The following is a 25,574-nucleotide window of genomic DNA, read 5'->3' on the forward strand; positions in this document are numbered from 1 at the left end:
GAACGAAACTCAACAGTAATTATTCCTTATCCGGGGCTACTCTGTCTTTAAACAGTTTACCGGCCGAGAAAGCCGGGACGCGAGTGGCCGGAATCTCCATCTTATCGCCGGTTTTCGGGTTGCGTCCTTCCCTGGCCTGACGTTCCCGGGCCTCGAAGGAACCGAATCCTACTAGGGTTACTTTGTCCCCCTCAGAAACCGCTTCGATAATAGTTTCGATGGCGGCAGTGAGAACAGCATCTGCTTGTTTTTTGGTGACAGAGGCTTTGAGAGCGATTTGATCGATTAATTCACCTTTATTCATGCGCTAACTCCTTTTTTTGCGGTTTTTCTGAGTTTAGGGTGGTTGTCAGTAGTTTATGGTTCTCCTGTTGAGGACTCGCCAGGATCGAGAACAATAAATAATGCCTCAAATCCCCATTGGCTATATATTCCACTGCATTATTCTAAGCGGGAATTGTCTCGATCGGAATCGCTGAAACCTTTAATTTATCTAGATTTCCTCCCGATTCCCCGCCAAGGCGAGTGACAAAAGGGAATAAGCGAGAGATTAACAGCGATATAAGCTAATAAAAAGAGATTAGTTGGCTAAATTGCCGATAAATATTCTCTAAAAGCGATAGGTATCCTAACTTCCCAAAAATCGTTCATCGGTTCTCTCAAAGATTTTTGACTAATTTTGCCCCTAGAAACGTTAAAAAAGTTTACCAAAGCAATTTCTGCCCAAAAATTAAGGTTCGGGCTAAGGAGATATTCGCTAGAATTGGAACTTATGATCGTTAAAAATATTCAAAAAAGCAGGATTTAACTGGAAAGTTTGCTATCATTATCTATTCAGCGACAAACTCGCATGGTGATTTACTGCTATCCCCTAGCCGATCTAGGTCAAAGCTTAAGACGTTCTTTTATTGTGACTTTTTTGGCAGTAATCGCCATTCTTGGCGGTCTGATTCCCGAATTTTCTTGGACGACGGAGGTGGTTAGTTTCCAGTCCTCCGCTTATACTCAAGATTTTACGGCTGACCAAATTAAACGTTATGCGACCGCAGTTTTGTTGATCGAAACCCAAAGAAAACAAGCTTATCAGGCAATTTCGCGAATTTTAGGGAAAAGTCCTCCAGCAATCACCTGTAACCAACGGGAAAGCTTTAATAATCTTCCAGCTAATGCCCAAAGAATTGCCGTAGATTATTGTAATAACTCAAAAAAGATTGTCAAAGATAGTGGTCTGACTGCCGCTCAGTTTAACGCTATTACTAACCGGATTCGTACCGATGATAACTTGAGACGACGGGTGCAAAATGAGATGATTCGTCTGCAACGGGAGAATAAATAGAAAAAGTTCCTCAGTTTTTCGGGTCAAGCTGGAGTCAGGGCTACAATTAAGAATGTTTTTTCCCATTGACCACTACCATGTTAACTTTTACCGAGCGCTTACCACCCCGTCATACCGCTAGTCTACCTCCCCCAGAAACGGTACTTTTTAGCCTCCTACTTACGGCCGAAGAACGTACCCGCAGCCGTTATCGTCTCGACAGTCCCGAAGGTTTTTCCCTCTGTTTTCGTTTACCCCGCGGCACAATTCTACAGGACCGCGATTTCCTGCGGGGAGAAAACGGCGAAATTATTCAAATAATTGCTAAACCAGAACCAGTTATCACTATTACTGCCCCTTCAACCGATTTACTCCTCAAAGCTGCCTATCACCTCGGTAATCGTCATGTAGCCCTAGAAATTAATCCCGATTATCTCCGTCTGGCCCCCGATTCTGTCCTACAAGCAATGTTAGAAGGTTTGGGATTAGCTGTAAATGAAGAAATCGCCCCTTTTAACCCCGAAATCGGCGCTTATCAGCATTATCATGACCTGGAAGAGGGAAAAAAGGGATAGTTTAAAAAAGACCTCTTGCAGAAATCAAAAATCGTTGTTAGGGTTAGGAGTCAGTAGCCAGTAGTCAGTAGTCAGGAGAATTAAAAATGAGCATTAATCAATTAAATGGTCTATTTACAGATTCTATGCCATTTAATTCTTATTTTTGCCGTTTTTGAACCATGAAAAATTAATTATGCAAGAGGTTTAAAGAACGGAATTCGGTGTGGGTCAAAGTTCCTAGAAAAGCCTTGGGGATAGCTTGAGTATTTATACTTATTGTAATCCAGGTATGCTTTCCCTAAGATAAAGTTGACTGGTAATCGTCCAGAAATAATTACCGAAAACTTAGGGATTAAAACTCTTAGAATGATGTTTTTATTGTATTCAGGAAGTTGAAAAAATGAAGACCAAATCGATCATAAGCTTACTATCCCTTAGTATTATGGGAATGTCAATCTATGCAGGTCAAGTTAATAGTAGTGATTATCGAGCCTTGACCCCGGAAGAAAAATCACGGTTGACTGATGCTTTGCTAAAACAGGGTTGTAGGAATCCTAAAGCGATGAAATTTGATGTTGAGACTAACCAGTTTGAAGCAGAAGATGCTGTGTGTGAGGGAGGAAGAAAGTATGATATTTACCTTGATAAAAACTTGAGGATTGTTTCAATGAAACCAGACTAAACGCTCAAATCCCTGAGAAGCTTTTACTGGTCGCTGCGAAGATTACCGATCAGGTATAACAAAGCCATTCTGACAGCGACACCACTGGTAACTTGTTGGGAAATCAGACTAAAATCGGGATCGTCCATTAAATCGGAACTAATTTCCACTCCCCGATTCACAGGACCCGGATGAAGTACCTTCACCCCCGGTTGACAGGATTGCAAACGAGGACGAGTAATGCCAAAACTTTGATGATATTCGCGTAAACTGGGCAAAAGATTGGCAGTCATGCGTTCTTTTTGCAGTCGCAGGGTCATCACAAAATCGGCCTTTTCTAAAGCTGGTTCTAAATCCCAGTGGAGAAATAGGCGATCGCACAATTCTCCAAAATATTTCGGTAGTAGGGTGGGGGGTGCGGACAAATGTACTTCCGCCCCAGCCGTGGTTAAACTCCAGATATTGGAACGAGCGACGCGAGAATGGAGTATATCCCCAACAATAGCGATTTTTTTGCCCTCTAACAGTTCTAAACGGGGATTTTCCTCGTCTAACAGACAACAGATCGTAAACAGGTCTAAAAGTCCCTGAGAGGGGTGTTCGTGTTGACCGTCCCCAGCATTAAGAATACTGACCCCCGACTGCAAACGATCCATTTCTGCGGCAATTAAATCGGGAACCCCCGACTGTTGATGTCGGATGACAAAAATATCCGTACCCATGGCCACATAGGTTAAAGCGGTATCGAGAATCGTTTCCCCCTTAGTCAAACTGGAACTACCCGGGGCAAAATTAAGAACATCGGCCGAAAGACGTTTCGCCGCTAGTTCAAAACTACTACGGGTGCGGGTGGAAGGTTCAAAAAAAAGATTCGTCACCACTTGTCCCTGTAGGGCCGGCACTTTCTTGGTGCGTCGGGAAAGAACTTCACGAAAACTAGAGGCCGTTTGTAGCAGGGTTTGGTATTCTTCCGGTTGCCAGTCTTGCAATCCCAAAATGTGGTGTCGGGTCCAAGTGAAAGCCATAGGAGTTAAGGAGGCGGTAAAAACGGCAAATTTCGTCTATGCTATTGTAGGATTTCTTTGCATCAGGTTAATAAATAGGGTTTATGAGAATTAATTTTTCCTTCTGTCAGATCACCCTTGCGCTCGCTTTATTTCTTAATCCCTTGCCAGCGATCGTTGCCCAGACTACCACCTCTGGGGAAATGGTATCACCGACCACGGGCATTAATTACACTCGCCTGCAAAATTTCCTCGCTCAACAAAATTGGCGGCAAGCTAACGATGAAACCCGTAATTTAATGCTGAAAGCGACCGGACGGGAATTACAGGGCTGGTTTACCATGGAAGACCTGCAAAAATTGGCCTGTTGGGATCTGCAAAAGATGGACCAACTCTGGAAAGAAGCTTCCGGGGGTCGTTTTAGTTTCAGTACCCAATTTCGCATTTTTATCGAGACAGGTAATCGACCAGGGCGCTTAGTGGCGATCGAAAATTTTCAAACTTTTGGCGATCGTATCGGTTGGCGTAAAGGTGGTGATTGGATTATTTTTAAAGAAAATCTTAACTATACCCTCAATGCTCCCGTCGGTCATCTGCCGGCGCCCCGGGACGAATATCAGATCGCCGGTGGTCGCCTAGAATACTCCACCCTCGCCCAAAGATTAGTCACCTGTAATATTGTTAGCTTAGGGCAAAGCAAACAGTGATCACGCGATCAATTCTGTAGAATAAAATTTAAGGAAAAGCTTCTCTCCTCATCTTCCTCTTCCTTTTCCGATTTACTAGCACTTTTGCCGCTAAAAACGCGTAAATTTAACAATGATTAAACGATCCGTTAACGTATCGAGAGCGATCGGTTCGTCGATCGCCGTTTCCCTAATTATCACCGGTTGCGCCACCCAAACCCCCCAGGCCACTGGACCGGCGGCTGTTCCCGTCAAACTGCAAACCCTCGGCACCGACAAATTAGTGCAAAGTAGCGAATTTGTGGGTACTTTGATCGCCCAAGAGCGTGTTAGCGTCTCCCCTCAGATTACCGGTCGAATTCGGTCTATTTTCGTTAAATCTGGCGATCAGGTAACTCAGGGACAAAAAATCGCCGAATTGGATCCCGAACAACAACAGCAACAGGTAAACGCCAGTATCGGCCAGGTAAATTCGGCCAAAGCGAACCTCAACGGGTCTGAAGCAGATTTAAGGCAAAGACAAGCGCAAGCGAGGGCAAATAAAGCCCAAATTGCCCAGAATCGGGCTAATGTGGCTAATGCCGAAGCTAATGTGAAAAGTCAGATCGCCACCTTGAGCGCCGCCGAAGCCGATTTACAGAGAGCGAGAGCTAATTTAGATTTAGCGGAAAAAAACCTAACAAGAGCCGAATTTCTGGTTAAACAAGGCGCACAGCCCCAACAGGACTTAGATGATCGCCGCCGCGACATTCAGGCCGCCAGGGCGGAAGTAGAGGCCCGGTCTAAAAATCGTGATGCGGCCCGTCAACAGGTGACGGCGGCTAGAGCTACCCTACAGGCAAACAAAGAAGCATTAAATATCGCCATTCAAAACGAATTAGCCTCACGGCAACAGGTGGCGGCGGCGGCGGCAACAGTGAACAGTCGTCAAGCGGCGGTAGCCAGCGCCGAGGGGCAATTAGGGGCGACGCGTCAGAATTTAGTTTTTAACACCATTACCGCCCCGATTGATGGTTTTGTCGGCGATTTTAATCAAAGAAAAGTCGGCGATATTATCTCCCTGGGTGAAGAATTAACCTCGTTGACTAATAATAAAACTTTGGAACTAAATGTGCAGATTCCCGTGGAATTACAACCGCGTCTGCGCGTCGGTTTGCCTGTGGAAATTATTAATCCCGATGGCAGCCCGGGGGTTCGCGGTCAAGTAACTTTTATTTCCCCCACCGTTTCCCAAGCTACCCAATCGGTTTTAGTCAAATTTTCCTTTACTAATGATGGCAGTCTTCGCAATAACCAATATGTGCGGGCGCGGGTAATTTGGGATCAAAAACCAGGGGTATTAGTTCCCACCACGGCAGTGACTAGCATCGGGGCGCAAAATTTTGTTTTTGTGGCCGAAAAAGAAAAGGCTAAAGAAGGTCAAGAAAATGCCGAGGAGCGTTTAGTGGTCAGACAAAAACCAATTCAAGTCGGCACAATTCAAGGGCAAGCTTATCAGGTTATTTCTGGAGTAAATGCCGGGGAAAGAATTGCTATTAATAATATTCTTTCTCTCCGAGATGGTACAGCTATAACTGTTAGTCAGCAGTAATTTTTATGAGTAATTCGATTACCGTTCGTCCCCTGTCAGCGCAACTAATTACCGCCGAGAGTTTCCGTCCCTACGGTCAATTAATAACCCCTAGCCATGACGGGAAACTGTTTGATGAAAGCGATGCACAACTGCATTTAAAAAATGGTGTGCCACGCTTTTATATTATGCGTTTACAGACTCGCGGACGTAAATTTAAGCGAATTACTCGTCATAGTCAATGTACCCAATGTCTTGGTTCTTTGGGGGGACAAGAGTGGTTTTTAGGAGTGGCCCCCCCTAGTCCTCATCCTCAACCGGATTTAGAAAAATTAAAGGTTTTTCGCATCCCCGGGGACTGTTTTATTAAATTAGAGGTGGGAACTTGGCACGCTGGCCCACTTTTTGATCAACCAGCGATCGATTTTTATAATCTTGAATTGAGCGATACTAATATTGTCGATCATTTTACCTATAATTTTGCCCAAGAGCAGTCAATAGAATTTGAGATTGTTGATTGAAAAAATATTTTTTTACTTAACTTTTCGCAATCCTTTAGATAGATAGGCAACAAAAAAAGCCAACACTCCTGTCATTCCTACCTCAAAATAATTGGCCATAAGAATAGCGGTAAAAAACAGGAGCAAGATAATTAATATAGTCCGCTTTTGTTCAGATAATTTCATCTCTAATTGCCTCTAATTCGCTTTTAATACTTAATGGTTGATAACCCAAAGAAAAAGCAAGAGAACTATCAAGAGAAACATCCTGGGGACGGGGCGCACTCATGGGAACATCGGACTGTAAACAGGGTTTTATTTGTTCTCTGGGAATGTTAAAAACTGCCGCCATTAGTAAACCAAATTGATAACGAGAAACTCTTTCTTTACCCCCCAGATGAATAATCCCTTGCGCTTTTTCTAATGCCAAAAGTAAACCATTCACCGCACTATTAACCCCAACAGCTGTGCGATATTCATCAGTAAATAGAGATAGTTCTTTTCCCTCTTGCAGGGTTTTTAAAAAGGGTTGCAGAAAACTATTAGCGCTGGGAGAAGGGGAACCAAACATCAAAGGCATTCGACAAATAGCCGCCCGAGGATATATTGCTAAAATACCCTTTTCTGCCGCTACTTTTTGCTCACCATAGATACTGACGGGAGAAACAGGATCATTTTCGGAATAGGGGGCATTTTTACCATCAAAAACTAAATCGGTAGAGGTAAAAACTAGGGGTATTTGATATTGACTACATAAACGGGCAATTTCTAGAGAAGCTGTCAGATTAATTGCCTCGGATGCTTGGGGAAATTCTTGACAGAGATTCGGTTTTGATTGGGCAGCCCCATGAATTACTGCGTCGGGTTTAATCCGTTGAAAAATTTCTTTAACTGCGGCTAAGTCTGTTAAGTTAACTTTAATTAAATTCGGGTCATTACTATTGACATTGTGATTAAAATATGTACCAAAACTTGCCCAAGATGAGCGCGTTTTTTGGTAAATATGCCAACCTAAAAACCCACTAACTCCAGTGATTAACAGCGTTTTCATAGTTTAGAGATTAAATCCTTTTTCGTAGGCTAAAAACTGCACTTGTGGTTCCAAAGGTTCACTAACTAAACCAATTCCTGCAAATCCCCATCGCTGCATCAGTCCCTTTAATTGTGTTCCTGAGAGAGTTTCCACAGAAAAATTATTGGCTAAATCCTGAGCATGGGTATTGATATAACTTAAAGCATCGTAGGATTCTTTAAACAGAAGCAGATAACTGGCCGGAGTTTCGCTTTCACCTTTTCTCAGACGCGCCACTAGGTATTGTCCGTCTTGTTTTGACCTGAGTAAATAATGTGTATTTGCTAACATAGTTGGTTAAGTAAAAAGTGAAAAGAACGTAGGTTGGGTTGAAGCATGAAACCCAACGCCATTTCCCCTACTTTAAATCCTCCAATTTAATCCTAGGATCTACAGCTTTGAGAAGTAAATCAGCCAGGAGATTACCGATAATCAACATAGTAGCCCCCATCATTAAACTGCCCATAACTAAATATAAATCTTTCGCCGTCACAGCTTGCAGAATTAAACGACCTAATCCGGGCCAGTTAAAGAAAAATTCGGCGATAAATGCCCCACTTAGCAAACTAGAAAATTCAAAGCCCAAAAGAGTTATCAGGGGATTAATAGCATTGCGTAAAGCGTGGACATAGATAACTTTATTTTCCGGTAAACCTTTCGCCCTGGCGGTTTGAATATAATCCTGTCGCAGAACATCTAATAATTGTCCCCGCATCAATCTTTGTAATCCAGCAAAACTGGTAACTGTCAGGGCAATAGTTGGTAAAATCATGTGCCAAGCGATATCTAAAACTTTACCGATAGGGGAATATTCCGAATAGTTAATACTGGTCATATCACCCACCGGTAAAAGCGGCGAAACATTTTGGGCAAGAATTAGCAGTAAAAGGGCAGTGATAAAACTGGGGAAACCTTGACCAAGATAACTGATAACTCGGAAAAATTTATCGATAAATTGGTTTTGTTTGACGGCGCTGAGAATGCCCAAGGGAATCGCAATCGCCCAGGTTAAAATGATGGAAGTCAAAGACATTAATAACGTCGCTGGAATTCTCTCTAATAATAGGGAAGACACGGGACGAAAATAGGTAAAACTCAGACCAAAATTAAACTGAGTTACCACTTGCCACAACCATTTAACATACTGGACAATCGCCGGGTCTTTTAAACCAAAAAGGGCAATATATTGTTCTTTAGTTTCCTGACTAATCTTGGGATTAAGGTCAAGCAAAGCCAGAAAACCGCCGGGGGTTAATTGGATAATAGCAAAACTCAAAGCCGAAGCCAACAACAGAGTTAATAAACCCTGGAGAACACGCTTGACAATATATAAAAAAGTTTCGCTAGTTAGGAGAGATTGTAACCCATTAGCACTCGATCGAGCGTTTGCAGCCTTATAATTATCATCAGTCGCCGTCATAGAAAAAAACCTAATAATCGATGAGGGTAATAATCGGTAAATCGGGTAATTTTTCCCGACCACCGAGGTCGATTAACTCGATGATAAAAGCAAATCCTAACACCTCACAACCAATTTTTTCTAATAAATCGGCCGTTGCTTTCGCCGTCCCTCCCGTCGCGATTAAATCATCGACAATTAAGACTTTGTGATGGGATGCCACCGCGTCCTGATGAATTTCCAGGCTATCGCTTCCGTATTCCAAATCATACTCGATACTATGAACGGCGGCGGGTAATTTGCCCGGTTTCCGGACAGGAATAAATCCCGCTTCTAATTGGTATGCTAAAGGAACACCAAAGAGAAAACCCCTGGATTCCATACCGACAATGTAATCGGGGGATAAACCGTAATCGCGACACTTTGCCGTTAGGGTATCGATCGTGTAACGTAATCCTTGGGGATGATTGAGTAGGGTAGTAATATCGCGGAAGACAATACCCGGTTTGGGAAAGTCGGGAATATCGCGAATCAATGATTTCAGATCCATTCGGTTTCCGTGTCTCGTAAAATGGGGGACAGCTATCTATACAATACAATTTACAATACCCTGACTCGATCGCCCTTGTGTTTTAGTTCTCCTATATCATGACCCCTACTAGCCTAACGCCCGAATCTACAACATCAGCCCCAGAAAAACCGTTTATTTTAAGCGTTTTACCCGATTTTCCGATTGCCAGTCAGCAATGCGCCCTACATCTCCAACAGCATATCGATTTAATGCTGTTAGCGTTGGAATCCTTAGAAGTCGGTGCCGGGGAGGCCCTGTTAGCCCTCTGTAAAGAACTAGGACTCGATAAAATTGTCAAAAACCGGATTATTTTCTGGCGCTTACGCTGTACCAATCCGTGGCGAATTTCCTACACCCTCGACCGTCTCACCCTTGACCAAGCAAAAGCTTTAGTTATCATTGCCAGTTATCGGGCCAAACCTCTAGCTATATCCATCAGACAATTACTGTTAGCGCGGCAACAGATGGAATCAAAGGGTTTACCCGTGGATAATAATTTTCTTTTATCAGAATACCTAGAAAGATTTCGCTCCAATTTTCGCAGTCGCATGAACCCCCGTCGGGCCAAAGTATCGGTTTATCTTGCCGATGAAAATGCTTTAAATGAACTGGCTTTATCCCTCCTCGATCGGTTATTATTTTGTACTGGTACGACGGGAATGCAGCGGTTTTGGATTAGTTTATTTGATGGGGAGATAGTGTAAAAATGAGAAGACAGTATAGCCTGCCCAATTGTACCCTGATTCTCGATGGTTTCGGCGATGATTTTGCCCCGGCTAACCCCGGTGATAGCCGACCTTTACTCTCAATTTTGACTAACGTAGAATGTCGGTTAATCGGGGCCAATAAAGTCCCGCAAGGTGGTCGGGTTTTCTTGGAAAATTTGGTACAAGCGGTCAGTCAGTATGCCCAAGAATTTTTAAGTGGTGTTCGTCATCCCCAAGACCCCGTCCATGAACCAGATCATGTGTACCTAGAAAAGATTGACCAGAATCTCCATCGTCTGGTCTGGTATCCATCAACGGACTTGAACATCCCAGAAAGTCCGGTCAAGATAGAAATCAGTACCGTGCAGTTATTCGATTTAATAGAAGCGATTGACCAATTTTTTGCCGATACTCGCACTTTACCTGACCTAACCCTGAAATTACAGCCAGTTTCCCGTCGCTACCATAAGGTGAATGAATCGGCGGCCAGTCGAACAGTACCTTTTTTGGCGGGATTAGGCAGTCTTGTCGCTTGCGCCCTACTTTTCTATCTGTTACCCGTCCCCCAAGTCCGTAAACCCGAAAATCCCCCCATTCCCGCCGCTTCTCCCAGTCCTACCGTCCCCACTAATCCTGTCCCCCCTCCCAGATAAAATTAGGACCCTCGGCCACATCTGCAAAGGGAGTAATAGGAATGTGGTTATAAATTTCGGCATTCTTTGCCTGAGCTTGACGGAGATCGTAGTCTGTTTGAAGATTCAGCCAAAACTGAGGACTGTTACCGAAATATCGTGACAGACGCAAAGCTGTATCCGCAGTGATACTACGCTTACCCGCTAAAATCTCACCGATACGAGTTTGAGCTACGCTTAAATCTTTGCTCAGTCTGTAGGGGGTAATATTGAGCGGTTCCAGAAAATCTAACTTGAGGATTTCACCGGGGTGGATATTGGGCAAATGGTCGCTGTTCATTGCATTTAGCTAATTTTAGTGGTAGTCCACCACGCTCGAATCCTAACGCCTAACAATACTATTGTCAAGCAGACGTAAGCCTTCACCCCACACCCCACACCCTACACCCCACACCCTACACCCCACACCCTACACCCTACACCCCACACCCCACACCCCACACCCTACACTGTCTCAGTTTTTTAGAGAAAGTACCCGAGAAAAACCTGATTTTTTTTTCACAAGTTAGAAAAATTGTGTTATATTGGTAAATCTGTGAAGGTTTTTCGATAGGGAGTATTGAAAAAAAAATGACCAAACTGGGAACCCATTTGATTGTCGATGCTTGGCAAGTACCTGCTGACCTCCTCAACGATCCCGAGCGCATTCGTCGCGCTATCCTCGATGGAATTACGGCAGGAGAAGCAACGCTGATCGATTTGTGTGTCCACCAGTTCAGTCCCCACGGAGTTACCGCGACGGCGACTTTAGCTGAATCTCATATCGCGATCCACACCTGGCCTGAACACGGCTATTTCGCCGCCGATTTATTCTTCTGTGGTGCCGGTAAACCCGTGGTTGCCATGGAAATTTTGACCAAATCCCTGCAAGCAGGTGAGATTAAAGTGCGGGAACTAACCAGAGGATTCCCCGGTCCTGCGGCAGTTTATGAAAGCAAAAAGGAAGAACCCCTTAAGTCTTCCCTGGTTATGGCCTAATTTTTAGGGCCGGCCTCAATAATAAGTTAGCAGCACTGGCAATCGCCTAAACTGAAATCGTGATCAGGATAACCTTTGTTTTTATCCTCGCCCTCTTTCCCTCTCTCGTTAGTCTCTGGTTGATTAACCGATCCCAACAGAGATTAAGCAACCGTTTGAGGGGGATTCGCTATCGTCACGAATACAGCCAGGTGATGGCCAGTGATTTTTTGTCAATCCCTCTAGGGACAGAAAATAAACCGGCCTTGATCGGTGATCTTAGTTGTCGTTTTAATGCCTATTCCCCCCATTTGCGTTGTGCGGTTAATCCCACAGGTCCCTGTGAAGGTTGTCGGCAGTACGAAGCTAAAACCGGCACAGTGTAAGCGGCTTGAGCTTCCAAACAGTTCCCTATTTGCTATCCTTAAAAATTATCGCTATCGCAATTGAGGAGTGTGGGAATAATGGCGTTCAAACGAAATTTGACCCTCTTAATCATCGGATTAGGATTAACTTGTTTACCCCTATATCCGGCCCAAGCTAACCAAATCAGCACTGTCACCCCGAATACGGCGGCCAATCAAACTCTCGCTACCCATCTAGTCCTAAAACTGAAAGAGAGAAAAGTTTACGTTTATCAAGATAGTAAAGTTTTAGCACAATTTACCGTCGCCGTCGGCAAAAAAGGCTGGGAAACCCCCACAGGTAAATTTGAGGTGCGGGAATTAGTTCGCAATCCCGTCTGGAAAAGTCCCTGGACGGGAAAAGTCAGCGCTCCCGGTCCCAATAGTCCCCTAGGGGAAAGATGGATCGGTTTTTGGAGTGACGGCAAAAATTCCATCGGTTTTCATGGCACCCCCGCGGAAAATTCCCTCGGTAGCGCCGCTTCCCATGGTTGTGTGCGGATGCGGAATCGGGATGTGAAAGTGTTGTTTGATTTAGTCCGCATGGGAACCCCCGTCATCGTTCAACCTTAATTCCGGCAGGTATTTTTTTAAGATGAGCAGGTCTTCCGGGCGGTCAATATCGGCTAATTTAGGCAGATAGGCGGTTTTTAAAGCCAGTTTAGCGGCGATTGTCTGAGTTTTGGCCAAGACTTCCCCCGTCCCCCAAGGAATACCGTCAAAAAGCTCTGGAAAGACCTGTTTTAAAGCAATTAGGTAGTATCCCCCATCTAACGCCGGCCCTAAAACCATATCGTGGGTTTTTAGGGCTTCAAAGGCTGCTAAAATCTCTTTTTCCCCGATTTCTGGGCAATCTGTGCCAATCATAGCGATCGCTGTCATCCCTTGAGCAAAACCATCGGCAAAAGCATTTTGCATCTTTTCTCCTAAGTCTTTTCCCCGTTGAGAATGATAGGAATAATGCACACCTAACCAAGTACGCATTTTTTCCTCGCTGCCGCCATGATAGTAAATGATCAGGGAGAGAAAACTCCTCAAACCCGCTAATTTACTGAGGGTATATTCGGCCAGTTTGCGGTGTAATTCTTCGGCTCCCTTGGCTGCCAAAGCTGGAATCATACGGGTTTTTACTTTCCCCAATTCTGGGTAACGGGTAAAAATAATCAGTTGTTGTCTCCAGTCCACGAGTGATTGCGACGATGATATTAATTATTAGTTTTAGCCTACTGTTAATAGGAGGCAGCAAACCCAATAAAACAGGCGTTCTGCCGGTAATCACCGTCTGGCCCCGGCGGTGAGGATGTCAAATTACAATATAGACGGTCACTGACCCCGACGCTCTAAAAACTCTTTGTCGAAGATGATTATTTAATCTTTTAATAGGATTAGTTTGACCAGTTTCTTTACTGTCTCTTACGGTTTCCGTAGCGCCGCTAGAACCACTGATAACAGAGGACATCACTTTTCTACAATTCCTGTGAACGGTTGAATAAAACCATCCACACCGACAAAGGAGGTGAGGGGCGACCAGTTTAAAATATCCTCTAAAATTGATTGATAGCCCTGGACATTGGGATGAAGTCCATCTTCCATTAATCTTTCTTGACACCACAGATCACCCCGGTTCATCCAGAGATCAAATAAATCGAGATAGGGAATATTTTGATCTAGACAAGCTTGTTTGGTGGTTTCCTTAAAACTATACTGATCGCGATGGTTGAAGTAAAAACAATCTAAAAAGGGCATTTTCCGCTCATCCACGGGAATCATACCTATAAACAAAACCGGGCAAAGAGAACGGGCCCGGGTGAGTAAATGTTCGATTTGAGTTTGAAAAAGATCGTGATCGGTATAGGTGCGACCATCCGGCCGGCCTAAACGGGCTGTATCATTAACACCGACGGAGAGAAGAATCAGGTCAGGAAGACGATTGCGAATTTCCCCCCTGAGACGAAATTCTTGTTCTAAACGTTCGGACACTTGTACCACTCGATCGCCGCGAATCCCCAAATTATACAGGGCATGACCGGCACTTTCCATCCACAAACGACGTAAGCGTTCGGCCCAACCGCCACCCACGGGGTCGCCATAGCCATAAACAAGGCTATCTCCTAAAGCGACGATTTTGAGGGGATGGGTCATGATTAAGGCTTTGTCTTTAGTAGGAGGAGGAAGAGTTTGCATGATCGCTCGATCGAATCGGTTGTCCTTTACACTTGTAAACGAATTTGGTTAAACTGTCCGTGTATTATACTACATTAGAAAATTTTTCCTGCCAGTGAAGTCATCTGATATCAGCCAAGCACCAGCACTGACCAGTATAAAGCAGCCCGATGATCATTGCTTGCCTAAGAGCCATTTCCGGGCTAAATCTGCTATAAAATTTATGGTTAAAACCTAGATAAATTGATGACTACTCGTTTACGACGTGCGGTTCAAGACCGAGAATTTTTGATTACAGCCGAGATTACTCCCCCAAAGGGTGGTAATGCCAGTCATATGCTAGAAATGGCCCTCTGGCTAAAAAATCGCGTTCATGCGGCTAATATTACCGATGGCAGTCGCGCCGTAGTGCGAATGTCCTCTCTGGCTGCCTCCGCTATTCTCCATCAACACGACATTGAACCCATCTGTCAAATGGCCTGTCGCGATCGCAATGTGATCGGATTACAAGCAGATCTCATGGGCGCTCATGCTTTGGGATTGAGAAATATACTAGCTTTAACTGGAGATCCCGTCAAAGCAGGAGATCACCCCCAAGCTAGAGCAGTTTTTGACCTAGAATCGGTACGTTTGTTAAAATTAATCGATAAATTAAATAAAGGTTTTGACTTTAACGATAAATCTTTACCCGATGGACCCCTAGAACTTTTTGCCGGGGCTGCCGTCGATGTGCAGTCAAAAAGTTGGTCTGGTCTTCAAAGCCGTTTTGAGCGTAAAATCGAAGCAGGAGCGCAGTTTTTTCAAAGTCAATTAGTTACGGATTTCGATTGTCTTGATAAGTTCATGCAGCAGGTGGCCTCGCTGGCCGATAAACCGATTCTAGCCGGGATTTTTCTGTTAAAATCAGCTAAAAATGCCGTATTTTTAAATAAAAATGTGCCGGGGGTACAAATTCCTGACCAGATTATTCAAAGACTCGCCGATGCAGCCCATCCCCTCGAAGAAGGCATCAAAATCGCCGCCGAACAAATAAAATTGGCCCAGCAGTTATGTCAAGGGGTCCACATCATGGCGATTAAACGAGAGGATTTAGTCCCGAAAATTCTCGATGTGGCTGGTATCCCGCCAATACATAACTGAGATTAAAAGTCAATAGTTTTTAGAAAAAATTAACTTTCATTTTGACTAGCGGTCTTTTGACAAGAATTCTACCCCTAACCTAGGATGGGAAGGCTGAAAGCATCTTCGGGATTAAAAGCATGGATTCCAATCTAGGTCAAGAAAAAGAGAATAGTTGTGGTAATTCTGGGCGAAAATGGTTGTCGATCGGTATTGCCCCCACCGGTATAATTTCTATTGGTATTGTTCCCATGGGCGTTATTTCCATCGGTATTGTTCCTATGGGAGTAGTTTCCATTGGAACCGTGGCCATGGGGACAATTGCAACCGGTTTTGTGTCCATGGGACTTTTCAGTATTGGCAGCGTTGGCATGGGATTAAATAACGGCCATTTTTCCAATCTTAATTCTCCCCCGGCTGAATCTCCCCATAAACATCATCAGCATTAAAATCAAGATTTGACCAGCAATCATGAATTATTCCATCCGTGCCGCCGTTGCTACCGATGTCAAGGCTATTTTTGACCTAATTGCTGCCTTAGCGGCCTATGAAAAACTTAGCCATTTAGTCACGGGAAATAGCCAAGCTTTAGGGGAGCATTTATTCGGGGAAAAACCCTACATCGAAGCATTGGTGGCGGAAGTAGGGGGTAGAATAGTCGGTTTTGCTCTATTTTTTGCTAACTATTCCACCTTTCTCACTAAACCGGGGATTTATCTGGAAGATATCTTCGTTTTACCCGATTATCGCGGTCAAGGTATCGGGAAAGCTTTACTAATGGCTGTGGCTAAAATTGCCGTCGCTAGGGATGCAGGACGTTTAGAATGGAGTGTCTTAGATTGGAATCAACCGGCGATCGATTTTTATGAAAAAATGGGAGCTAGGGTCTTAAACGAGTGGCAAATTTGTCGCCTCACCGGGACTGCTTTAACCGAATTGGGTAATATCGATCAATAATTCAGCCTCTTTCTCGATCCTAGAACTTTGTGATCGATCGAGACTCCTTGCTATACTATACCTCTGACACTGGCTTTCCTCATTGGTGCAGAATGCAACCCACAGACTCGAATAAATTTACCGAACAAGCTTGGGATTCAATCGTTAAATCGCAAGAAATTGCGCGACGCTTCAAAAATCAGACCTTAGAAGTGGAACACGTTATTATTGCCCTCCTAGAGCAGAATAACGGTCTAGCCACCCGGATTTTACAAAAAGCTAATATAGAAATTCCCCGACTGCAACAACAGCTAGAAGTCTTCACCAACCGACAGCCGAAAGTGGCCATGGTCGATCAATTATACCTAGGTCGTGGTCTGGATCTGCTGCTCGATCGAGCGGAAGCATCCAGGGAAAGTTGGCAAGATAAATTTATCTCCGTCGAACATCTTCTCGTCGGTTTTGCCGAAGATGAAAGGGTTGGCCGGAAATGTTTACGCACTTTCAATCTTGACCCCCAAGATTTAGAATTAGCCATCAAAGCGATTCGCGGTACTCAAAAGGTTACTGAACCCAATCAAGAGGAAAAATACGAAGCTTTAGATAAATATGGCCGGGATTTAACAGCAGCGGCCAAAGAAGGCAAATTAGACCCGGTTATCGGTCGTGATGAAGAAATTAGACGGGTGGTACAAGTCCTCTCGCGACGGTCGAAAAATAACCCAGTTTTAATCGGTGAACCGGGGGTAGGAAAAACCGCTATCGCTGAAGGATTAGCCCAAAGGATTGTTAACGGAGATGTTCCCGAATCTTTGAAAAATCGTCAGTTAATTTCCCTCGATATGGGAAGTTTAATTGCTGGGGCAAAATATCGAGGCGAATTCGAGGAAAGATTGCGGTCAGTCATGAAAGAAGTGACCCAATCAGAAGGGCGAATTATTCTCTTTATCGATGAACTACATACTGTTGTCGGTGCGGGTTCTAGGGAAGGCGGATCGATGGATGCGGGCAACCTATTAAAACCTATGTTAGCTCGGGGAGAATTGCGCTGTATTGGGGCGACAACTTTAGATGAATATCGCAATCATATTGAAAAAGACCCCGCTTTAGAAAGACGTTTTCAACAGGTTTATATTAAGGAACCTTCCGTGGAGGATACTATCTCAATTCTCCGGGGTTTAAAAGAACGTTATGAGGTGCATCATGGGGTGACAATTACCGATTCAGCCCTAGTGGCAGCAGCTACCTTATCCCATCGTTATATTAGCGATCGTTTTTTACCGGATAAAGCGATCGATTTAGTTGATGAAGCGGCGGCAAAATTAGAGGTAGAAAGTACCACTAAACCCGCTGATTTGGAAATGATAGATCGTCGCTTAATGCAGTTACAGATGGAAAAATTCTCCTTAGAAAAAGAGGAGAAAAAAGATCGAGCTTTTCAAGATCGTTTAGAAAGAATTATCGAAGAAATTGAGGAATTAGAAAGTAAACAAAAGCCCCTCGCTGACCAATGGCAAACGGAAAAACATATCGCCGAGGAAATTAAATTATTGCGAGAGGAAGAAGAACAATTGCGCCTACAGGTGGAACAGGCGGAACGGGCTTATGATCTCAATAAAGCGGCCCAATTAAAGTATGGCAAACTAGAAATTTTACAAGGGGAATTAGAAGCAAAAGAAAAAGAACTAGAAACGATTCAAGTTGCCGGGGCAACCCTGTTAAGACAACAGGTAACTGATGCCGATATCGCCGAAATAGTCGCCCGTTGGACGGGAATTCCCGTCAATCGTTTAATGGAATCGGAACGACAAAAATTATTAGAATTAGAGTCTCATTTACAAAAAAAAGTTGTCGGACAAAATGAAGCGGTCACGGCAGTAGCGGCGGCGATTCGACGCGCACGCGCGGGAATGAAAGATCCCTCCCGTCCGATTGGTTCATTCCTATTTATGGGACCCACGGGAGTGGGTAAAACCGAGTTAGCGCGGGCCTTGGCGGGGTTACTGTTCGACTCCGAGGAAGCCATGGTTCGCATCGATATGTCGGAATACATGGAAAAACACGCGGTTTCGCGGTTAATCGGCGCTCCTCCCGGTTATGTGGGTTACGAGGAAGGGGGACAACTATCGGAAGCGGTGCGTCGTCGTCCCTATTCTGTGGTTTTATTGGATGAAGTGGAGAAGGCCCATCGGGATGTTTTTAACATTTTATTACAAGTGCTTGACGATGGGCGCATTACCGACTCTCAGGGGCGAGTGGTGGATTTTCGGAATACGATTATCGTCATGACCAGTAATATTGGCAGTGACCATATTTTAAATGTTTCCGAAGATGCCGATTATGAGGAGATGCGGAAACGGGTTTTAACAGCTTTGCGGAGTCATTTTCGTCCCGAATTTTTGAATCGTATCGACGATTTAATTATTTTCCATACCCTGAAAAAAGAAGAATTGCGTTACATTGTTCGTCTGCAATTACAGCGTCTGGAAAGATTATTAGCAGAACAAAAAATTAATCTAGAATTAACTGCGGCCGCAGAAGATCATATCGTTACTGTTGGTTACGATCCTACCTACGGTGCGCGACCTTTAAAACGCGCTATCCAACGAGAGTTAGAGAATCCTTTAGCCACAAAAATTCTCGAACAAGCTTTTATGGAAGGGGATACGGTGGTAATTGATTGTCTGGATGAGGTGTTAAGTTTTAGCAAAAAGGAGCTAAAAAAGGAAGGGACAACATTAGAATTAGCCGTGGTTAACCTCAGTTCGGATTAAAACCAGACAGAGGATATATTGCCCTTCTGAGTTTACCGTAAAAGCGAAAAATGCCGGAAAAGAACCCTATTTTTTTGCTTAAACGAGAGGGAGATTAGCTGGCACTCGCGGCGGCTGGATTTCCCGAAGCTTATGGCAGACTTGTCACAGAAAGTCAAGAAGAGCCAAAATTTTCTCGTTGGTTCAATAAGAAAAAACACACCGCTAACACTTCGAGACGGGAAAAGTTCCCCGAGAAAGACTTTTTCCTGATCGAAAAATTAGCGGTAATTTGTTTTTATTTACAGAAGTTAATCGTAGTTATTGATAAATCTCTATATCACGATAAGGTCAAGAAGATTTATCAATTCAGCTAATTTCTAAGCACGAGTAGAGAGTTTTTTCATCCTAGAGGCTAACCCCAATCCGCCTAGTCCTAACAAGGCAACAGCGGAACCCGGTTCAGGAATATTAGTAGGGGGAGTAGGAGGAGTGTTTACTGTCCCGTTAACACTGAATTGAAAAGCTTTAAATGCAGGATCAACGGACCAAGTACCTCCTTGATTAATACTAAAAAGGGAACTATCACCAATCGACCAGCCAAGCTCTCCTCCTTGGTTAACAGAGTTAGTTCTAGCCCATCGATATTGCCCCCCACTGACGTTTGATGAAATCCCAGCAACTAACCAGTAAGTAGTATCAGCGGCTAATGTTTGCGGAGTAGGAGCGCTAAAGTTGTTATTAGCGGCAGTGCTAGTAATGGGACTAGGATTATTAAAAGTGGTTATCAGAGCACCGGTGTCTCCAGCGTCGTCTCGATGGAGGCGCACAAATAACGAGTTATTTGCAGTCAGTTCTCGGAACAAAAGAGTGACCGAGTTAAGAGTATAACCATAACTAATACTGCCAGTTTTAAAACTTGAACGCACCCATTGATTAAATGTTATATCGCTTCCAGTAGTCGGATCTGAGGTTATTGGAGGTAGGTTGCTAACGAGGGTGGTGGCAGAAGCTTGTTGTCCTAAGCCCAAGGAAAGAAGGAGAGCAAGGCTACCCCCCCCCATTTTCGCCAAAATTTGCTGGTTTTTGGTCATTTTTCAAACTCTAAGGTTAAAAAGGATAAAGTTGATCTCGATTGATGGTCTATCTTCTGAGGGCTGCCTCAGAAAATAATCCTCGCAATAACTTAGCACAGATTTCTAGCTTCCGGGAAGGTAAATCGGCAACATTTATACGCACTGATACAAGATTAATCACATATCTTGTCGCGCAGAGTATTGTGTCCATTCAACTAATTTCGGCTCTTCTAGAGCCATAATATATCATAACTACTCTAGAAGAACCCGCAATATCAACTGATTTTGGTATATAATTGAGATTGTATTTAATCATTATTCTTCACTTAAGTTAAAATCAATTCGTTGATAAATATCCAGCAATGAGATTTGAAAATCCACAGAGTGAAACCTTAAAACATCATTCTCTGATTCAGATGCTTTAAACAACCATTCTCCATTATTTTGTTGATAAAATTGTTCCACATAATAACGGTATTGATCAATCAAAATATATTCCTTAAAGTCAGGAATTGAACGATAAAACTTAAACTTATCAGTGCGATCATAATCTCGAGTTGATTTCGATAAAACCTCGACAATGATTAACGCATTAGTTACAGTATTTGTGCCTTTTCCTTCATATAATGGTTTGCCTTTAATTACCATGACATCAGGATAAGTATAAAAGCGGTATATTGGCATCCATAACCGTACATCACTCATGAAAGTCCAATAATCTTCATTATTAATCTTAGCTGGAAAATTTTTATAAAAATTACCAGCAATCAGATTATGATTAGTAGTTGCTCCCGTCATAGGAATAATTTCTCCATCTAAATATTCATTTTTGTATTCTGCTGTTTCTTCTAGCTGACAATATTCTTCGGGTGTATAATACCGTTTTTCGATTTGAACTTGCATACTAACCTCCCTTATCTTGGTTAAATTTCCATTCAATAGCAGCCTTAATATTGGCTTGTGCTGAACCTTTGGTCACTAAAGAGATACCAGTTTTACCCCAAACTTGTAACCCAAATTCTCAAGTAACCTGACTGGGTGGATTGGCTTGGGAAACTCCCTGTTTGATCGAATTTAATAATAATTATACATAGTCATTGACAATATTAGTAAGTAGGTAGGTATTGAAAACTTTCAGATTCCCCCGCCTATCGGCACTCCCCTGATCAAGGGGGGATCAAGGGGGGATTAAAGGCAAAATCCATTTTTAATTTAATTATAACCAGCTACTTAACTCCTGTTTAAAAAAATTTTGTTTTTTCTTCTATATTCTCGAACTGTATATAAATTTTTACACGATCGGAGGCTTGTATTTCTGTAATTTTTATCTCCTCAATCCTGCCCCCAGTCTCAGACAATATTGAGATGACCAGTCTATACAATTATCCCCTAGGGAAAATCAAGCCTTTTGGCGAATTGATTAAAAAGCCATTAAGCGCTCTTGCCAAAACAGGCCACAACCTGATAGACTCATTAAACCAAGGCTTCAGGGAATAGAATGGAGCAGTTCATCCCTAAGAGGGATTGACTTTTACAAGGTTTTATGCCCGCTCAACTGGAGAGTCCCCGAAATCTGGTGATTAAGAGTTTTAGCCTTTTGGCTACTGGACTGACTAAGCAGACCTAACCAATTCAACTGTATGATACCGAGTCAAGACATCGGCGAGGCAGTAGATTCAGTCAGAAAAACTGACGCACAAGACTTCTCTAATTTAATGCCTAGACCTGGCTGGCAACAAGTGGCGGGTTTAGGTAGAGGTTGTTTTTGGTATTGAACCCCGATTCTGTTCGTTCTTTACCGGTTTTAGTGATTGCCAATAGGGATTAAGCCTGTAATTGGTTGAAAATTTCTATTTATTCGCAAAAATCCCTAGTTGCTCCCTGTTCAGTAATTTTCCCCAACCCATTCTCTGGAAATCACCTTCCAGAACAATTTAGTTATTTTAGTTACCTAAACTAACCAATTACTTGATTAGCTCGGCTGCAAAACCGTGCGTGCGACTTTCACCGCACACGGCTTCAAGCTACATCCAATATCTCTTGGAGAGATACCGCCATTCTATGGTGTGACTTGTGACAGTAGTTATGCACTATTGCCTTGTTCGTTTTTTTGTTGTTTTCCCTGTTTCCGTCTATATGATGTATCTCTAGGGAATCTTCTACAGTTAGGTTTTGTCCACAGATGTAGCATTTACCTTGCTGCTGTTTTATCCCGTAAGTTATATCTTTTGGGGCTTGCGGATGGTCTGCCATTCTTTTTGTCCAATATACCCAATCTCCGTCGTAAGGGCTTTTATTTCCTTTTACCTTGATATGTTGGGTGTATGGGAAATCGTATAGGGTAGGTACTGTATATTTTTTGTCTCCAATCTTCCATCCGAAAGTGTATTTGGATTTGGATGTTTGGTGGAATATTTTTTTACTAATGTACCCTATTCCTTCTTTGGCGAATCTTTTCCTTCCCCAGTTTAGGTATAGCTTGTTTAGCCTGTGAAATTCTAGTCGCCCAAAGGTTTCCCATGAATGGCTTCCTATTTTGAAGTAGTTTGCCCATCCTCTGATTAACCAGCTTAATTGGTTAATCATTATTATCGGGGCTTTATCGTGTCCACTATTGAGGATTTCTTTGATGTTGTTGATAAATTGTTCCACCGATTTCTCCGATGGTTTAACTTTAGTTAACATCATTAGTGGTTCCCCATTTCCTTTCTTATTGGATTTATATTTCCCTATATCATGGGTTCTGATATTAAATCCCAAAAAGTCAAGTCCAGGTTTTTCACCGTTGTATTCCTCTTTAGTATGACCTATTCTGGTTTTTTCAGGATTTAGGCTTAATCCCAAATCCTTTAGCCAGTTCTCTACCTCAATCTTGACTGCTTTGATTGTTTCTTCTCTGGCATGAAGTACAACAAAGTCATCAGCGTATCTGATTAATCTAGCTTCCCCTATTTCCTCCATTTTTCCGTTAGTCTGACCTATTCTGGTCTTTCTACAAGGGAATTTGGTTGAAATGTGAGTTTCTAAACCGTGTAAAGCTATGTTTGCCAGTAACGGAGATATTACTCCCCCCTGTGGTGTGCCTTTTTCGGTTTGATGAAATACATCCCCCACCATTACTCCGCTTTTTAGCCAAGCTCTGATTTGGGTTTCCATGACTGGAAAAGTATTGCATTTCTCGATTATCGCTGAGTGTTTGATGTTATCAAAACAGCCACTGATATCCGCATCCAAGACGTACTTGGTTTTTCGACGGACTTGGAGTTCGATGGCATCTATAGCATCATGACAGCCTCTACCTGGTCTGAATCCGTAGCTGTTAGGCTCGAATTTAGCTTCCCATTCGGGTTCTAGTGCCATTTTCGCTAATGCTTGCTTGGCTCTATCCTCTATGGTGGGGATTCCTAGATTTCTGGTTTTTCCGTTTGATTTGGGTATTTCTACTCTCCTCAGTGGCGTTGCCTTACCATCTAGTTTCAGGTTTTCAGCTAGTTTGATTCTTTCCTCGTAATTGAGGATTTTCTTGCCGTCTATTCCTGCCGTTCTCTTACCTTTGTTATCCTGTGTCACTCTTCTTACGGCTAGTAATTTAGCTTTGAAAGAGTTAATTAGGATTTTCTGGTATTTAACAACCGAACTTTTGTCACCCTTTAGGGATGCTTCGTAAATTTTGGATTGTAACTTTGATACGGTGTATTGGATGTTTGTCCAATCCACTTGTATCCATTCTGCTTCTTGAGCCTTAGACATAAGTTCAACCTGTTGATTTACTCTGATGTAGCCACTTATCTTTCGGCATATCTCTACTATTACGGTAGAGCTTTGGCTTGAGATAAGTTCCTTCCCCCCATTCTCAGATTTTGACTTAATCTCCTACGGTAGTAGGTTGAGAGTCTGGAGGTTCCCGTACCTTATTCCCCTGTCATTGTTTGTCCACTTAGGTTCTCACTTTCTACGGTACGGTCTGGGTAATCGGATTCCTATTACTCAACATAGGTTATACCACTGGCCGTATTGACCTTTTGGTCGCAGTGTATCAGTCCTTTTCACTGCTGCACTTTTCCGTAGTTCGGGCGTGAGTTCGCTTTCGCTAACCATATAGACTCCCACTTTCTAGTTCCGACTGGACTTGTCTTTCCTAGCTTTTTTTGCCCTTGCTTCCCCCCCTATCTTTGTCAGAGATAGGAAGTGGGCTGTGGAGTCACCTTCCGATAAGGTGGGGGGATTTACACCCTCATGACTGGGGTTGTGTACGTCGCACTGAGTAGTAATGCCTTAACCGATCGTGAACATCTAATCGAACTGTATAATCGAGGTGAACGCAACTTTGCCGAAGTCAGACTTAGCGGAGTCAATTTAAAGAGACAGTGTTTAAACCAGATTAACCTAAGTCATAGTTACTTAAAACGAGCCAATTTAACCGAAGCTTGTTTAATTAACGCTAATTTCAAGGACGCTTCCCTGGAAGAAGTTAATTTAAGCAAAGCTTGTCTTATCGATGCTAACCTAACTAAAGCCGATCTTTCTGGGGCAAATTTGCGCCAAACTAACCTAAGCGGCGCAATTTTGAGTAATACCATTCTCAAAAAGGCTGATTTAAGTTCTGCCTGTTTAATTCACAGTAGCTTACTTTTTGCCCAACTGTTCAAAGCAAATCTGGAAGCCGCTAATCTCACCTCAGCCACTTTAACCCATGCCATGGCGGGGAAAGCTAACCTAAAACGGGCTATTCTCACTCGTGCTATTCTTAGCTCTGCTAATCTTAGCCATGCTAACTTAAAAGAGGCTAACCTAATTCGAGCCTATCTCTATCAAGCTAATCTGGAAAACTGCCAGCTTCAATACGCCGACCTCAGCTATGCCGATTTACGCGGGGCGGATTTACGCGGGGCGGATTTACGTTGTGCTAACCTCGAAGGTGCTAATCTGACGGGAGCTAACCTCAATTGTAGTGATTTTGAGGGAGCTAACTTAACCGGAGCCGATTTAAGCAAAACTGACGCTAATAAAGCCAATTTTCGCCAGGCTAACTTAACCGGTTGTAATCTGCTCGGTGCTAATTTAGCCTCCGCTAACCTTTCCGGTGCTAATCTACACCAAGCGGGATTACTCTTGAGTTATTTAGTGGGAAGCAATCTTAAACGAGCTAATCTCAAACAAGCTAACTTAATTGGGGCGATTTTAACCGAAAATAATCTCCTTTCTGCTTCCCTCGAAGAGACTATTCTTCCTAACGGTAGTCGCGGCAATCTCCTTTCCTAATATTCCTAGAAAAACCCAGTTATAGAGACTTTTCCGCCGAGGTTTCTATAACCGTGGGGTTTTTCTTGGGGAATGATGAATTATAAATTATAAATTATGAATTGGGAGTGGGGAGTGCCAGAGTTGGGAGTGGGGAGAATAAGTAGCTCGTTATAATTAAATTAAAAATG

Annotated in this window: 31 protein-coding genes and 1 pseudogene; 17 read left to right on the forward strand and 15 right to left on the reverse strand. The window is 43.3% G+C overall.

Annotated elements, in window-relative coordinates; all coding sequences use genetic code 11:
* Positions 1-19: 19 nt before the first annotated feature.
* Positions 20-304 (reverse strand): HU family DNA-binding protein, encoded by a 285-nt coding sequence (locus tag myaer_RS04795; protein WP_002759570.1) that lies wholly within the window; start codon positions 302-304, stop codon positions 20-22.
* A gap of 546 nt (positions 305-850) precedes the next feature.
* Here myaer_RS04795 and myaer_RS04800 point away from each other — a divergent pair.
* From myaer_RS04800 to myaer_RS04810, 3 genes are all read left to right on the forward strand, one after another.
* Positions 851-1,336, forward strand: coding sequence for a DUF4168 domain-containing protein (locus tag myaer_RS04800; protein WP_046661177.1), 486 nt, complete (start codon positions 851-853; stop codon positions 1,334-1,336).
* Between the two features lie 77 nt (positions 1,337-1,413).
* On the forward strand, positions 1,414-1,890 hold the full coding sequence (ureE, locus tag myaer_RS04805) for an urease accessory protein UreE (RefSeq protein WP_046661178.1): 477 nt from the start codon (positions 1,414-1,416) through the stop codon (positions 1,888-1,890).
* 382 nt (positions 1,891-2,272) lie between these two features.
* Positions 2,273-2,554, forward strand: coding sequence for a hypothetical protein (locus tag myaer_RS04810; protein WP_046661179.1), 282 nt, complete (start codon positions 2,273-2,275; stop codon positions 2,552-2,554).
* A 23-nt stretch (positions 2,555-2,577) separates the two neighbouring features.
* Here myaer_RS04810 and myaer_RS04815 read toward each other — a convergent pair whose 3' ends face one another.
* A complete protein-coding gene (locus tag myaer_RS04815) occupies positions 2,578-3,558 on the reverse strand; it encodes an aspartate carbamoyltransferase catalytic subunit (RefSeq protein ID WP_046661180.1) in 981 nt (326 codons plus the stop codon).
* Between the two features lie 83 nt (positions 3,559-3,641).
* Between myaer_RS04815 and myaer_RS04820 the strand changes: the two genes are divergently transcribed.
* The 3 genes from myaer_RS04820 (at position 3,642) to myaer_RS04830 (ending at position 6,314) form a co-directional block, all read left to right on the forward strand.
* Positions 3,642-4,244, forward strand: coding sequence for a GUN4 domain-containing protein (locus myaer_RS04820; RefSeq protein WP_046661181.1), 603 nt, complete (start codon positions 3,642-3,644; stop codon positions 4,242-4,244).
* A 112-nt stretch (positions 4,245-4,356) separates the two neighbouring features.
* Positions 4,357-5,814, forward strand: coding sequence for an efflux RND transporter periplasmic adaptor subunit (locus myaer_RS04825; protein ID WP_046661182.1), 1,458 nt, complete (start codon positions 4,357-4,359; stop codon positions 5,812-5,814).
* Positions 5,815-5,819: 5 nt separating this feature from the next.
* The gene (locus myaer_RS04830) at positions 5,820-6,314 is read left to right on the forward strand and encodes an ureidoglycolate lyase (RefSeq protein WP_046661183.1); all 495 of its coding nucleotides are present in this window, start codon (positions 5,820-5,822) and stop codon (positions 6,312-6,314) included.
* A gap of 12 nt (positions 6,315-6,326) precedes the next feature.
* On the opposite strand, the gene myaer_RS21525 is transcribed toward myaer_RS04830, so the two are convergent.
* From myaer_RS21525 to myaer_RS04850, 5 genes are all read right to left on the reverse strand, one after another.
* Positions 6,327-6,479 (reverse strand): hypothetical protein, encoded by a 153-nt coding sequence (locus myaer_RS21525; RefSeq protein ID WP_002759543.1) that lies wholly within the window; start codon positions 6,477-6,479, stop codon positions 6,327-6,329.
* Positions 6,466-7,344: an SDR family oxidoreductase gene (locus tag myaer_RS04835; protein ID WP_046661185.1), complete on the reverse strand. Its 879-nt coding sequence runs from the start codon at positions 7,342-7,344 to the stop codon at positions 6,466-6,468. Before myaer_RS04835 ends, myaer_RS21525 begins: the two co-directional genes overlap by 14 nt.
* Positions 7,345-7,347: 3 nt before the next feature.
* Positions 7,348-7,656 carry a hypothetical protein gene (locus tag myaer_RS04840; RefSeq protein ID WP_046661187.1) on the reverse strand — a complete coding sequence of 103 codons (309 nt, stop codon included), beginning with the start codon at positions 7,654-7,656 and terminating at the stop codon, positions 7,348-7,350.
* 67 nt (positions 7,657-7,723) lie between these two features.
* Positions 7,724-8,785 carry an ABC transporter permease gene (locus myaer_RS04845; protein WP_046661189.1) on the reverse strand — a complete coding sequence of 354 codons (1,062 nt, stop codon included), beginning with the start codon at positions 8,783-8,785 and terminating at the stop codon, positions 7,724-7,726.
* Between the two features lie 10 nt (positions 8,786-8,795).
* On the reverse strand, positions 8,796-9,314 hold the full coding sequence (locus tag myaer_RS04850; protein ID WP_002737799.1) for an adenine phosphoribosyltransferase: 519 nt from the start codon (positions 9,312-9,314) through the stop codon (positions 8,796-8,798).
* Positions 9,315-9,412: 98 nt separating this feature from the next.
* Here myaer_RS04850 and myaer_RS04855 point away from each other — a divergent pair, with 98 nt between their 5' ends.
* Together myaer_RS04855 and myaer_RS04860 are read left to right on the forward strand one after the other, a co-directional pair.
* Positions 9,413-10,039: a DUF3038 domain-containing protein gene (locus myaer_RS04855; protein ID WP_046661190.1), complete on the forward strand. Its 627-nt coding sequence runs from the start codon at positions 9,413-9,415 to the stop codon at positions 10,037-10,039.
* A gap of 2 nt (positions 10,040-10,041) precedes the next feature.
* Positions 10,042-10,695 carry a DUF4335 domain-containing protein gene (locus myaer_RS04860; RefSeq protein WP_046661191.1) on the forward strand — a complete coding sequence of 218 codons (654 nt, stop codon included), beginning with the start codon at positions 10,042-10,044 and terminating at the stop codon, positions 10,693-10,695.
* Here myaer_RS04860 and myaer_RS04865 read toward each other — a convergent pair.
* Positions 10,670-11,014, reverse strand: a complete 345-nt coding sequence (locus myaer_RS04865) for a HigA family addiction module antitoxin (RefSeq protein ID WP_046661192.1) — start codon at positions 11,012-11,014, stop codon at positions 10,670-10,672. The genes myaer_RS04860 and myaer_RS04865 overlap by 26 nt on opposite strands.
* A 290-nt stretch (positions 11,015-11,304) precedes the next feature.
* Between myaer_RS04865 and speD the strand changes: the two genes are divergently transcribed.
* From speD to myaer_RS04880, 3 genes are all read left to right on the forward strand, one after another.
* The gene (gene speD / locus myaer_RS04870) at positions 11,305-11,712 is read left to right on the forward strand and encodes an adenosylmethionine decarboxylase (RefSeq protein WP_002781248.1); all 408 of its coding nucleotides are present in this window, start codon (positions 11,305-11,307) and stop codon (positions 11,710-11,712) included.
* Positions 11,713-11,771: 59 nt separating this feature from the next.
* Positions 11,772-12,077 carry a DUF6464 family protein gene (locus tag myaer_RS04875; RefSeq protein ID WP_046661193.1) on the forward strand — a complete coding sequence of 102 codons (306 nt, stop codon included), beginning with the start codon at positions 11,772-11,774 and terminating at the stop codon, positions 12,075-12,077.
* A 78-nt stretch (positions 12,078-12,155) separates the two neighbouring features.
* Positions 12,156-12,668: a L,D-transpeptidase gene (locus myaer_RS04880; RefSeq protein ID WP_002781245.1), complete on the forward strand. Its 513-nt coding sequence runs from the start codon at positions 12,156-12,158 to the stop codon at positions 12,666-12,668.
* Here myaer_RS04880 and myaer_RS04885 read toward each other — a convergent pair.
* The 3 genes from myaer_RS04885 to myaer_RS04890 form a co-directional block, all read right to left on the reverse strand.
* Positions 12,630-13,280 (reverse strand): TIGR04282 family arsenosugar biosynthesis glycosyltransferase, encoded by a 651-nt coding sequence (locus myaer_RS04885; protein WP_046661195.1) that lies wholly within the window; start codon positions 13,278-13,280, stop codon positions 12,630-12,632. The two genes, myaer_RS04880 and myaer_RS04885, sit on opposite strands and share 39 nt — an antisense overlap.
* A 118-nt stretch (positions 13,281-13,398) precedes the next feature.
* Positions 13,399-13,554, reverse strand: coding sequence for a hypothetical protein (locus myaer_RS21425; RefSeq protein ID WP_162496088.1), 156 nt, complete (start codon positions 13,552-13,554; stop codon positions 13,399-13,401).
* On the reverse strand, positions 13,554-14,279 hold the full coding sequence (locus myaer_RS04890; RefSeq protein ID WP_046661197.1) for a GDSL-type esterase/lipase family protein: 726 nt from the start codon (positions 14,277-14,279) through the stop codon (positions 13,554-13,556). Before myaer_RS04890 ends, myaer_RS21425 begins: the two co-directional genes overlap by 1 nt.
* A 225-nt stretch (positions 14,280-14,504) precedes the next feature.
* On the opposite strand from myaer_RS04890, the gene myaer_RS04895 reads away from it, so the two are divergent.
* The 4 genes from myaer_RS04895 (at position 14,505) to clpB (ending at position 19,087) form a co-directional block, all read left to right on the forward strand.
* Positions 14,505-15,398, forward strand: a complete 894-nt coding sequence (locus myaer_RS04895; RefSeq protein ID WP_046661198.1) for a methylenetetrahydrofolate reductase — start codon at positions 14,505-14,507, stop codon at positions 15,396-15,398.
* Between the two features lie 119 nt (positions 15,399-15,517).
* Positions 15,518-15,826 carry a membrane protein gene (locus myaer_RS04900; RefSeq protein WP_046661200.1) on the forward strand — a complete coding sequence of 103 codons (309 nt, stop codon included), beginning with the start codon at positions 15,518-15,520 and terminating at the stop codon, positions 15,824-15,826.
* 22 nt (positions 15,827-15,848) lie between these two features.
* Complete coding sequence (locus tag myaer_RS04905) at positions 15,849-16,334, forward strand: GNAT family N-acetyltransferase (protein ID WP_046661202.1); 486 nt, start codon at positions 15,849-15,851, stop codon at positions 16,332-16,334.
* A 92-nt stretch (positions 16,335-16,426) separates the two neighbouring features.
* Positions 16,427-19,087, forward strand: a complete 2,661-nt coding sequence (clpB, locus tag myaer_RS04910; RefSeq protein WP_046661203.1) for an ATP-dependent chaperone ClpB — start codon at positions 16,427-16,429, stop codon at positions 19,085-19,087.
* Between the two features lie 359 nt (positions 19,088-19,446).
* On the opposite strand, the gene myaer_RS04915 is transcribed toward clpB, so the two are convergent.
* From myaer_RS04915 to myaer_RS22285, 3 genes and pseudogenes are all read right to left on the reverse strand, one after another.
* Positions 19,447-20,160, reverse strand: coding sequence for a choice-of-anchor R domain-containing protein (locus tag myaer_RS04915; protein WP_046661204.1), 714 nt, complete (start codon positions 20,158-20,160; stop codon positions 19,447-19,449).
* A gap of 297 nt (positions 20,161-20,457) precedes the next feature.
* Complete coding sequence (locus tag myaer_RS04920) at positions 20,458-21,045, reverse strand: Uma2 family endonuclease (protein ID WP_046661205.1); 588 nt, start codon at positions 21,043-21,045, stop codon at positions 20,458-20,460.
* 1 nt (position 21,046) lies between these two features.
* Positions 21,047-21,151 (reverse strand): annotated as a pseudogene (locus myaer_RS22285) (hypothetical protein); the annotation flags it as partial.
* A 631-nt stretch (positions 21,152-21,782) separates the two neighbouring features.
* On the opposite strand from myaer_RS22285, the gene myaer_RS22290 reads away from it, so the two are divergent.
* Entirely contained in the window at positions 21,783-21,917 is a 135-nt protein-coding gene (locus myaer_RS22290) for a hypothetical protein (RefSeq protein WP_255420522.1), read from the forward strand.
* 244 nt (positions 21,918-22,161) lie between these two features.
* Here the strand turns inward: myaer_RS22290 and ltrA are convergent, their stop codons facing one another.
* Positions 22,162-23,892: a group II intron reverse transcriptase/maturase gene (ltrA, locus tag myaer_RS04925; RefSeq protein ID WP_046661207.1), complete on the reverse strand. Its 1,731-nt coding sequence runs from the start codon at positions 23,890-23,892 to the stop codon at positions 22,162-22,164.
* A 510-nt stretch (positions 23,893-24,402) separates the two neighbouring features.
* On the opposite strand from ltrA, the gene myaer_RS04930 reads away from it, so the two are divergent.
* Positions 24,403-25,404, forward strand: a complete 1,002-nt coding sequence (locus tag myaer_RS04930) for a pentapeptide repeat-containing protein (RefSeq protein WP_046663608.1) — start codon at positions 24,403-24,405, stop codon at positions 25,402-25,404.
* Positions 25,405-25,574: the final 170 nt, after the last annotated feature.

It is taken from the genome of Microcystis aeruginosa NIES-2549 (assembly GCF_000981785.2).
In the GTDB taxonomy this organism is placed as follows: Bacteria; Cyanobacteriota; Cyanobacteriia; order Cyanobacteriales; family Microcystaceae; genus Microcystis; species Microcystis aeruginosa_C.